Source organism: Bacillus sp. 2205SS5-2 (genome assembly GCF_037024155.1).
GTDB lineage: Bacteria > Bacillota > Bacilli > Bacillales > Bacillaceae_K > Bacillus_CI.
Window position 1 is genome coordinate 82138 of record NZ_JAYKTS010000017.1, and the last position, 10199, is coordinate 92336.

The following is a 10199-nucleotide window of genomic DNA, read 5'->3' on the forward strand; positions in this document are numbered from 1 at the left end:
CAACAATATCAACGTTTGTGAGGTGCTTTGACCAAACTTCATTCCAAATCAACACCAAGAGGTAAAGATTCTTCTTTACCATCCAACCGTTTGTATAATGAACAAAAACATAAGATATACTACATGTACAGCAGGACATACAAACAAAGCCCTCACTCATTGTGGGGGCTCGTTTCATTTTGTCATTATTAGGGTTCTATACTATTTGTTGGGTTCTTGCGGAAAAGTCCATCGAATTCCATAATCTGTGGACATACTACCTATACATTCTATCGATAGATACATACACTATTAGAAAATAATTATATTGGAGGTGCTTGTATTTATGCAAGCAAATACTGTATCAGATAGTAAAGAATTGGCTCTTCGCTATTTAGTGTTGACAAGACAATTTTCTAGGGTTCAATTGATGCTACCATTTTAGCTTAATGTCAGGATTCTACATATTGATTAAAACAAGCGAAAAACCAAACCGGACAAAGGAATGAGTTCAATTGCTCGCTCAGCATTCACCACCTGTTACAAGAATAATTGATTGAGTTCTGAAACCTACATAGTTGTTTGAACTAAATACTAAATAGCGAAGAAGCAATTTAATAGTATTGTGTCTTAGCTACCACCAAGGTCAAAATCAAAAAACGGACAAGGGAATGAGTTCAATTGCTCGCTCTGCATTCACCAACTGTTACATGAATATCGACTCCATTGAACGGACATACTTATTCACGGACAAGGGAATGGGTTCAGTTGTGAGCGATGTATGACTCCAAACTGTTACTCATTCTTTTTTGTTCGAGCAAAATAAAGGAATGACAATCATTTATTGTCTCATAATCAAGTCCATCTTGTTTACTGTGGCGTAAATCATCGCTATAAAGTTTTCAGGAGAACGATATCCGCGAGCTTTTCTTTTTGCAGCCTGTACTAAACTGTTTATTCCTTCAAGAAGTCCGTTGGTCATTCTTGTTTTAAACCATCTTAATATGCCGACTTTATGCCTCTTTAGAGATCGAGCCAACTTAATTATTGGTTCCAGTCGGGATCGAGTTGCCCAGCTATACCACTCATCAAAGTATAATTCTGAGATACTAGCTGATCTGGAAACCATTTTTTGTAGCCCTAATTTCATACGGTATGCACGACCTGTTGCTAAATCCATATCCTTCAATTTGACATATTTATTCTTTTGTTTTTCAGTAAGATTTTCTTGGTTTTTGAGCCATACATATCGTGAATTCTTTAGTTCGGGTTGGGTGGCTTGTTCTTGTCTTCGGACGTTGTCTACTGCTTCGTTGACCAAATTCATCACATGAAATTTATCAAATGTATTCGATGCTTCAGGGAAATTCTCCTCTATACCTGAAATGAACGACGGAGACATATCACAACAGAAATCTTTGATTTGAGAACAAGGAACCCCTTTACTATCAAGGAACTGACAGAATTCCTGTAACACACCTGATCCTTTTCCAGTCGTAACAAAAATGACTCGCTTCGTATCTGTGTCAACAAATAATGTCACGTATTTGTGCCCTCTTTTACGAGACGTTTCGTCCATGGCGACACTCTTTACATTTGATACATCAATATTTTAAACCGCTTTATCCACGTAGTGTTTAAAGACTCGTCAAAGGCGGGTATCGTGTTCACCAACTTTACGAGCAACTGCGGCAACAGGCATTTCAACCATCAATGACAGCACATGATAGTCAAATAACAAAGAAAATCCGGTACCTGGTCGTGCCCAATCAATTTTAACCGTACGAATTTTTCTGCATGATTCACACTTAACCCTAGGCATTCTTGCATATAGCAATGTTTGGTACTGCCAAAAATCAAGATGCCTCCATGTACGATCCTGATCTTGAATATCATGAACCTTACATCTAGAAAATCCTCAGTTAGGACATGTGAAATCTGCCCCTTTTCTGTATTCAAGATAAATGTGAAGTTCTTTATCTTCTTTTGCCAACTCATAATGAAAAACGTACCAGGGTTCAGGTATTTCTAAAGCAGCCTCGAATACATTAAAATCTTCTTGGAAATCTTCCATAACGCCATCAGCTCCTAGGTATTTTCATAGTTTCTACCCAGTATTGACAGTTATTCAAGATTTTAGACTAAATACTAAATAGCGAAGAAGCCTAAAATTTGTATTTTTCGTTAATTAGAAGAATTTGTATTGACAAAAAGAAAACGTGCTTTTTTAGATTCATTTTCACTCATATGTAATTGACCGGTTACTTACCTTTTAAGTAATCTAGTTTCCATAACAATTTATTATTGTTATACCTTCGATCATTTATTATCATAAAGTTCTCTAATCATAATTCTGAGCAAGCTTTATTCAAAAAAAGACCTGTTTCTAGAATAATTTACCTTTTCAACCTTGGTTGTTAACTAAGCAAAAAAAGAGCCTCTCAGCTCTCTCTCTACTTATGATTTAATATTTTGTTGGCAATAACTTTTCACTAATTCTTCTTCCTCTTCTTCAAGCGCAAAATCAAGATACTGCTCTGTTGTTTGTTCAATAAATTGATACTGAGCGATTTTCGAGGCTTCTTCTTCGTTTACAAATGTCACCTTTAAATAAAGACCATGCTCAGAAAACAGTTCGTCGTCATTAGGTACTTCTAATGTAAGAAAAAACTCATATCGATCTCCACTTAATATCCCAGTAGGGTCATGTAGTTTTTCTACTGTATGTCCAGTTATGTTCATTTTTCTCTTCCTTTCAGTGCCCAAAAAAAAGCGTTATGAGAAGAGTTTACTTCTCTTGCGTGAGATAGTCAAAAATTAAGATTTGAAATCTACATTATTTTTGGACAATTCCCATAACAAAACCATCATATCCCTTTGCTCCTACGGTTTGAATCGCAGTTGAATCGATCCGAGGGTCTGACTTTAATAATTCCAGACAATTCCGTACGCCCTGTACACTCTCGTCTTCACTAGATGAATCCAAAACCCTTCCACCTCTAGTAACGTTGTCAACGATCATAATTGCTCCAGGCTTCGCTAGTTCAATTCCCCATTTGACGTATTGAGGATTGTTGACCTTATCAGCATCAATAAAAATTAAGTCAAAAGAAGAGAACCCCTTGTCTGCAAGTGTCGGCAATGTATCCAAAGCTGGACCAACGAAAATATTTACCAAATGATCTACACCCGCATTTTTGAGGTTTTCCGTCGCTACTTTTGCATGCTTCTCGCTATATTCAAGTGTCACAAGCTGACCTTCTACTGGCAAAGCACGTGCCAACCAAGTTGTACTGTACCCACCTAATGTCCCGATTTCAAGAATCCTTTTAGCACCTTTTACCTTTGCAAGCAGATTCAGAAACTTACCTTGATTGGGAGATACATCTATTGCTGGCAGATTCGCCGCTTGATTAGCTTCTAAAATCCCTTCCATTACAACATCTTCCCCAATTAATTCCTCGCTAAAATAGTCATCAACCTTCGTCCATACGGATAGATTACTCATTATGTACTCCCCCTTTGCCTTAATCAAACACCTATTAATTATACCTTGTTCATGTATTTTTTTCAGTTTTCGACGCTTACGTTTAATGGAGCACCTCCGTTTTTTAGTGGTCGGTTACGATAAAAGAAGAACTGTGTTTTTAACAACGGTGTTCGATAGATTTTCCCCAAAAGTAAATCACCCTATGTTTTTAACAGGAGTTTACGCTTTTTTTAAGCAACACTTCGTATCCATTGTAGTTAATTAACTTACTTTTCAGTGGAATCTTCCTTTTCTCAAGGCTCTTTGTATGAAAAAAGGCATATTTAGGTATCGTCAAATTAGTAAGTTTGCCTCAAACATATCGGGTTTATACCATTATTGGGGTTGAAATTACTTTTTTTCATGATAGGTGGTGGCGGCGTGACGTGAGCGCTGCCATCGAGTTTTTCGTATACATTGTGGCTATTTATCTTATTCTTGATTAAATCGCCCATTTCCCTGTTGATTTCCATTAAAAATAGACGAAATGATGCCCGAAACAAAGCGATATTACCGGTTATCGACTGGTGCCAAAAACGACAATCATTGCGAAAACAGCCTGAAAAGAAAACCATGACGCCCCCTTCAAATAACTCTCTAGGATCGATATTTTCTGAGAGATTCGATGAGATACACAGTAAATATCCAAATGAATACGCCAACAATGCTAATACTAAATTTATTTACTGAGATGTACAAAATCTTTAACACCTCGATATTGAACACATAGCCTATCAAAAGATAAAACAATAAAACAGCAAAAATGAGTGTTTTTTTAGAAAGTTCATTCAACATATTTATCTCCTCGACACTAGATTTAAGAATCTACCATTATATTAAGGCGATGATTGGTAACATCGTACATCGGTTCAATAAACCGTCGTGCACATTCCTCCAAAAGTAGCTAAATGCGACTAAACCTTTTCTTTATCAATTAGGCTCTTTTCGAATACATTGTGACTATTTCTTCTGATGTTTGGCTAAATCCCCCATTTCACTGTTAATTTCTATTAAAAACAGACGACAAGATGACTCGAAACAAAGATAAATCATCGTTTAAGGACTGGTACCAAGAGCAACATACTCATCCAAAATAGCCTGCCTATTTGATCAATCTAACAGTTCAATCTCTCATTATCCGGTTTGAAATTTCACCTGATTTCAGCCTCTATACTTTTCTCAAATTGGTATATTATTGATTAACCATTAACAAGTTTTAATTTTCTTTCAATACGGAAGGGATTGAAACTTCATAAGACGAAATAAAAGAAGAGAACGTTTGTACGGCATGAAAATTCATAGGTGAACAGCTGGAATTGCTATCAAAAAAAGAATGGGGTGATTAGTTGACCAACATAAATTTGGATTCATTAAAAAAGTTAGAAATGTCCATCGAAAAGCATGTCCGACCGGATACTTTTCCTCTCGCAATGCGCGTATTCAAAGATCATGAATTGCTTCCAGAAAAGGTGAAACGACCAAAACAGGATTTGGATAAAACATTTAGTATATGCCAGGGCGTTACGATGGCAAGACGATATGGCTGGGCTCTAGCAATGAATAATGAAGACCTCTCTTGTCCAATTGCAAAAATAGCCTTTGGGTTTGAAGAAGAGCTTCCCTTTTATTCGAAGGGTAGTTTAACCGACGGCATGTACACAAAAACCTGTGACCTTGGCGAAAAAACAGAAGCGGCGGTTCCGAAGTTCTCAAAAGAGGAATCCGGCACTGTCGTCATGTCTCCTCTTTCAAGAACCGATTTTGAGCCTGAAGTTATTGTTATTTATGGAAACTCTGCTCAAGTAATGAGAATGGTTGCAGCTGCTCTCTTTACAACCGGTGGTGAAATTTCCAGTACATTCACTGCGCGAGCAGATTGTGCCGATATAGTGATTAAAACCATTAAAACAGAGCAACCGCAAGTCATCCTTCCTTGCTACGGAAATCGTGTATTCGGCCAAACACAAGACCATGAAATGGCGTTTTCACTTCCATATTCCTTTGTCCATGCTTTTCTCGAAGGACTTGAAGGGACTCATAGAGGCGGTGTTCGCTACCCAATCCCGAATTTTCTCCACTATGAAGCGAAATACCCAAGCACATATGAAAAACTGAATTCTATGTTTGATGATAAATAGGGCCCCTCAACAAAACTCGGAATTTCTGTATGAACTTGATACTAATCTCAGCACTAAAATAGTTTCCAGTATTACTTTCAAAAAAAAGCAAGCGAAGGATTTCGCTTGCTTTTTTTAATCGCATTTTTTGTCTCGTTACAAATATCTCTCACTTTGCCTTTTCAATAACAAATTAATCTCATACCTTTTCATAATTTCTACGGTCAATTAATCTTTTTTCTTCGGAATTGATTTCACCAAATCCAACCTTTGTCACCATCGGCTTCACCCGAATAAAATTTTGCAGATGTGTAGCTATGTCTGTGGGTAGATCAGCATCCGTCTCTAGACGAATTTCCAATTGATCTATATGTTGATCTCTTGTCACGACCGCTTGAAAATTCGAATAGCCTAGGTCTTGTAGGATAGTGCTCAATTGTTTTTCCCGAACAAACATCCCCTTCACCTTCACGCCATCACTCACCCGACCAAGCACCCCAACAATTCTTCTACCTTCATATCCTTCGACCCAACGAGATAAATCGCCAGTGCCAAAACGAATGAGAGGATAACTCTTATCATAGAGAGTAACAACAACCTCTCCTTCGCCACTTTTGACTTCTTGCCCCGTACGCGGATCACAGATTTGTACATAGGCTGAAGAAGTGACCCTTAATCCAGGTCCTCTTTTATCTTCAAACGCCAAACATCCACAATCAGCTGTTCCATAGCCTTCATATACTGTAATCCCTAAACCAGCGCATCTTTTTCGCATATCCATTGATAAAAATTCAGCTGTAAAAAACGCTTTTTCTAGTTTAATTTCACAGCCAATCTTCCAGTTTTTCTCTTCGATTGCATCTAGTAATAATCCTAGGAAACTTGGTGTACCTACATACCCCGTTACGCCGATCTCTTTCATCATTCTAATTTGTAGTTCTCGATTACCTGGACCTGCTGGAATAACGGTACACCCTAAATCACGTAGAGCAGAATCAAACATAAATCCAGCCGGAGAAAGGTGATACGAAAAAGTATTTTGAACAATGTCTTCAACCGAAAATCCAGCGATGCTTAGTGCTTCAGAAAATCGCCAGTAATCTCCTCCGAAAGATTGTGGATCGTAAATCGGACCTGGCGACATAAAGATGCGTGTCATTTGCCTCGGTCCCTCTGTCGCGATTCCACCAAAGGGGGCACGAGCTTGTTGAAAATCAGGCAAGCTATCTTTTTTCATGACTGGGATTTTCGTTAAATCTTCAGGAGTATTAATTTCTTTTGGCGTTAAATCTACTTCTTCCATAATCTCTCGGAATTTTGGTGAATGGTCGTACGCAAATAAAATGATTTCTTGAAAAGAAGACATCATAACCACCGCTTTCTTCTTTTATAGGATTTGATTTCCTTATAATTTTTTCTGCCCTTGTCACTCATACCTAAATAAAATTCCTGCACATCTTGATTTGATAATAATTCCTCCACGGGACCATCCATCACAATCCGCCCATTTTCAATTATATAACCGTAATGAGCAATAGAAAGCGCCACTTTCGCATTTTGCTCTACAACTAATATAGTGGTTCCTTCTTCTTCATTAATTTTCTTGATAATGCCGAATATTTCTTTAACGAGGAGTGGAGCGAGACCTAAAGAAGGCTCATCTAAGAGGAGTACCTTAGGCTTTGCCATGACACCACGACCAATGGCAAAGCATCTGTTGCTCACCACCCGATAAATAACCCGCTTGACGATGGCGGAGCATTTCTAGCTTGGGAAAGTAGTGATATACCTTTTGTAAATCGCCTTTTATGTTCCCGCGATCTTTGCGTGTATGTGCTCCAGCAATCAAATTTTCTTCAACAGACAAATGTTCAAAAACTCGTCGTCCTTCCATACACTGAAAAATGCCTTTTTTGACAATCGTTTCGGCATCATTCACATCATTACGCTCTTCATGTAATTCAATGAAACCATCTGTCACCTCCCCTTTTTCGCTTTTCACAAGCCCGAAATCGCTTTTAAGGTCGTTGTCTTTCCCGCCCCATTACTACCGAGTAAGGCGACAATTTTCCCTTTTGGTACGACCATGGACATTCCTTTTAAAACCAGAATAACCTTGTCATACATCACTTCCACATTATTAAGCGTATGCACATAAACCCTCCACACGTTTTTGCAATACATACGCTAAACGTCCAACTGGTGTATTTCGAATATGCTCAATTTCAAGGAAATCAATTACATTCTCTACCTTCTCTCGATGTTGAATTTCTTCTTTCTGTGCTTTCCCCCAATATAGTCCTCCTGAAAGTAAACCTGTTTTCATGCGAACATGACGACCAAGCATTAAGTTATCCAACACCGACAGTTGAGGAAATAATTCAATATTTTGGAAGGCTCTTGCTATTCCAAGACTCGCTCGGTTATGCGGTTTCACAGGAGTTATGTTGTTTCCCTTAAATGAGATACTCACTTCCGTGGGTCGATATAAGCCACTAATGCAATTGAGCATACTCGTCTTCCCTGCCCGGTTCGGTCCGATTAAGGAAAAAATCTCTCCTTCTTTTACCTCATATGTCACAGCATTTAATGCTACAACCCCTCCGAATCGTAACGTGATATCTTTTACGTCTAAAATTCCCAAAGGACTCCCCCCATTTGTCGAAAAGTGTAACCATTTACTTGATTGAATATTATGAATATTAAAGTAATTCTCGCTAATTCTGTCTTTTCCTCTATTGTTTTTCATCTTTTTTATAGCAACCGCCGTTTTTCTCACAACAATTTTTTCATGATTTAATAAGTTTATTTAGTAGTATATGATCAATAAAATTCTATAATAATACTTTTATCAATCCTCACTACTCAACTCTTTTAAAAATGGAAAGACTAATTTCTAACATTCATTTCCAACAATTGATTCACCCTCATTTTTACTATCATTCTAGTAAAGACAAAAAAAGAGATCAAACACACTCATTAATATTCTGTTAGTATATTAATAATCCTATTTCTCAAAAATAGAAACCACTACAAAAATAGTGTTTATTAATGAAATTATTTATCCGTCTATTTAATCAATTTCAAAAGACCTATATATCGCCATATCGTGCCGACATACTTCAAGAAAGGGAATCAATCAAAAATGAAATAACCACAATGAATATAAATGCGCCCTTACCAAACACTTACAATAGATTTCAGATAAGCCATCAGAACTTTAAAAGACCTCAAACAATTGGTTGATTCTAAAACCAATTGTTTGAGGTCCTTAGGATTATCTAAATCGTTGAAACCGTTCTGTTTTACCTGAAGTATGTTTAGTAAAGTCATAGATTTATCATTTTTTAAAATTTAATCTTATCATCCGGAAACTCTTCAAGCAAATCACAAAAAGAACTCCTCCAAGTAAAGCTCCTATCGAATTCATAATCCAATCATCAATATCCGTTGACCGGCCAAGTGGTAAATACCACTGTAACGCTTCAATCGTTAAGGAAAGAAACGATCCGAAAAGCAAGGATCGTGTTCCGATTCTTTGCAAATTTTGTAGCAACCAACCCACCGAAAATCCAAAAGGCATAAACAAAAAGAGATTCGCAACCAGATTTCTGATGGGAATCCATAAATCTCCACCGTATTTAATATTTAATAACAGATTATCAAAGGGAATATAATTATAAGTTTTCCAGCCTTCATGTTCGGATTGTGGTGTTAAGGTGATGAGTGAGATACCAATCACCGATAAAGTTGTGAAGACAAAGGGTAACACCTCTCTCCAGCGAAAATGATTTTTGCTTTTTTTCCACTTATAGAGAAATAAAAAAGTTCCGAATGCAATCAAAATAAAAATCGGAACCACTTTACCAAACAAATACCATAGCTCTAGCATGGATTTAATCTCAATCTAGGATTCACGGATATATTCTTTTGCCTTTTCATGCTCAATTCCACTCCAACTACGATAAATTTCAAATGTCTCTTCTTGAAAAAAATAAGGAAAGCGGTGTTTAAACCAAGATTGCATCGGGAGTGTTGTTGCTTCCTCTCTTTTTACCCAAGTTAGTTCTCCCTCTGGAGGATTGTCTAATATTTGTCCTTCTACTTTTGTCGCTAAATAATTAAAGACCATATAGCGTTCGGCCTCTTTTTCATTTACAAATTCACTGATTCCTTTAAAGATCAATGATTTCACTTCCAGACCGGTTTCTTCTTTCACTTCTCGAATGGCCCCCACAGCAGGATTTTCAGGAAAGTCAATCTTACCGCCTGGGGCGATATATCCCGGAAACCCTTTTGAATCCGGACGATTCATCAACAAAACCTCATCATCTCTTTGAATCATTACGATCGTATATAATCGAATGCTCTCTTTTACTCTCATCAAATTCCCCTTTATACAGAAAAATAACATTATAAATATATTATAGCAGGCGTGTTGATTATCCATTTTCAGGCAAACTAATCCCGTAGAAAATCCGGGCGTTTTTTAAAACTACACTCATTTCGGATAACCAATCAATTGGGAGATCATTTATTAAAAGAAGTCTTGTAAATGAGATAAATGATAGCTT

9 protein-coding genes and 3 pseudogenes are annotated in these 10199 nt (G+C 37.2%); 1 reads left to right on the forward strand and 11 read right to left on the reverse strand.

Annotated elements, in window-relative coordinates:
- Positions 1–820: 820 nt before the first annotated feature.
- The 6 genes and pseudogenes from U8D43_RS12655 to U8D43_RS12675 form a co-directional block, all read right to left on the reverse strand.
- On the reverse strand, positions 821–1588 hold the full coding sequence (locus U8D43_RS12655) for an ISL3 family transposase (protein ID WP_335871553.1): 768 nt from the start codon (positions 1586–1588) through the stop codon (positions 821–823).
- A gap of 39 nt (positions 1589–1627) precedes the next feature.
- On the reverse strand, positions 1628–1801 hold the full coding sequence (locus U8D43_RS12660) for a helix-turn-helix domain-containing protein (protein ID WP_503627455.1): 174 nt from the start codon (positions 1799–1801) through the stop codon (positions 1628–1630).
- Positions 1787–1873 (reverse strand): annotated as a pseudogene (locus U8D43_RS21170) (transposase family protein); the annotation flags it as partial. The pseudogene U8D43_RS21170 and the gene U8D43_RS12660, both read right to left, overlap by 15 nt.
- Before the next feature lie 24 nt (positions 1874–1897).
- Positions 1898–2053, reverse strand: coding sequence for a hypothetical protein (locus U8D43_RS12665; RefSeq protein ID WP_335871544.1), 156 nt, complete (start codon positions 2051–2053; stop codon positions 1898–1900).
- Positions 2054–2436: 383 nt separating this feature from the next.
- The gene (locus U8D43_RS12670; RefSeq protein WP_335871545.1) at positions 2437–2721 is read right to left on the reverse strand and encodes a DUF6509 family protein; all 285 of its coding nucleotides are present in this window, start codon (positions 2719–2721) and stop codon (positions 2437–2439) included.
- 94 nt (positions 2722–2815) lie between these two features.
- The gene (locus U8D43_RS12675; protein ID WP_335871546.1) at positions 2816–3487 is read right to left on the reverse strand and encodes an O-methyltransferase; all 672 of its coding nucleotides are present in this window, start codon (positions 3485–3487) and stop codon (positions 2816–2818) included.
- Between the two features lie 1367 nt (positions 3488–4854).
- Here U8D43_RS12675 and U8D43_RS12680 point away from each other — a divergent pair.
- Complete coding sequence (locus tag U8D43_RS12680; protein WP_335871547.1) at positions 4855–5646, forward strand: DUF169 domain-containing protein; 792 nt, start codon at positions 4855–4857, stop codon at positions 5644–5646.
- A gap of 178 nt (positions 5647–5824) precedes the next feature.
- Here the strand turns inward: U8D43_RS12680 and U8D43_RS12685 are convergent, their stop codons facing one another.
- From U8D43_RS12685 to U8D43_RS12705, 5 genes and pseudogenes are all read right to left on the reverse strand, one after another.
- Entirely contained in the window at positions 5825–6991 is a 1167-nt protein-coding gene (locus U8D43_RS12685; RefSeq protein ID WP_335871548.1) for a phenylacetate--CoA ligase family protein, read from the reverse strand.
- Positions 6991–7779: pseudogene (locus tag U8D43_RS12690) on the reverse strand (ABC transporter ATP-binding protein). Before U8D43_RS12690 ends, U8D43_RS12685 begins: the two are co-directional and overlap by 1 nt.
- Positions 7780–7786: 7 nt before the next feature.
- Positions 7787–8269, reverse strand: a pseudogene (locus U8D43_RS12695) (ABC transporter ATP-binding protein); the annotation flags it as partial.
- Positions 8270–8965: 696 nt separating this feature from the next.
- A complete protein-coding gene (locus U8D43_RS12700; RefSeq protein ID WP_335871549.1) occupies positions 8966–9517 on the reverse strand; it encodes a VanZ family protein in 552 nt (183 codons plus the stop codon).
- 15 nt (positions 9518–9532) lie between these two features.
- Positions 9533–10009 carry an 8-oxo-dGTP diphosphatase gene (locus U8D43_RS12705; RefSeq protein WP_442893605.1) on the reverse strand — a complete coding sequence of 159 codons (477 nt, stop codon included), beginning with the start codon at positions 10007–10009 and terminating at the stop codon, positions 9533–9535.
- Positions 10010–10199 lie beyond the last annotated feature (190 nt).

What these genes read in the sequence shown, in the direction of transcription:
- U8D43_RS12660 (WP_503627455.1), bottom strand. Translation starts at nt 1,801, where the DNA reads ATGCCTAGGGTTAAGTGTGAATCATGCAGAAAAATTCGTACGGTTAAA.
- U8D43_RS12665 (WP_335871544.1), bottom strand. Translation starts at nt 2,053, where the DNA reads ATGGAAGATTTCCAAGAAGATTTTAATGTATTCGAGGCTGCTTTAGAA.
- U8D43_RS12670 (WP_335871545.1), bottom strand. Translation starts at nt 2,721, where the DNA reads ATGAACATAACTGGACATACAGTAGAAAAACTACATGACCCTACTGGG.
- U8D43_RS12675 (WP_335871546.1), bottom strand. Translation starts at nt 3,487, where the DNA reads ATGAGTAATCTATCCGTATGGACGAAGGTTGATGACTATTTTAGCGAG.
- U8D43_RS12685 (WP_335871548.1), bottom strand. Translation starts at nt 6,991, where the DNA reads ATGTCTTCTTTTCAAGAAATCATTTTATTTGCGTACGACCATTCACCA.
- U8D43_RS12700 (WP_335871549.1), bottom strand. Translation starts at nt 9,517, where the DNA reads ATGCTAGAGCTATGGTATTTGTTTGGTAAAGTGGTTCCGATTTTTATT.
- U8D43_RS12705 (WP_442893605.1), bottom strand. Translation starts at nt 10,009, where the DNA reads ATGAGAGTAAAAGAGAGCATTCGATTATATACGATCGTAATGATTCAA.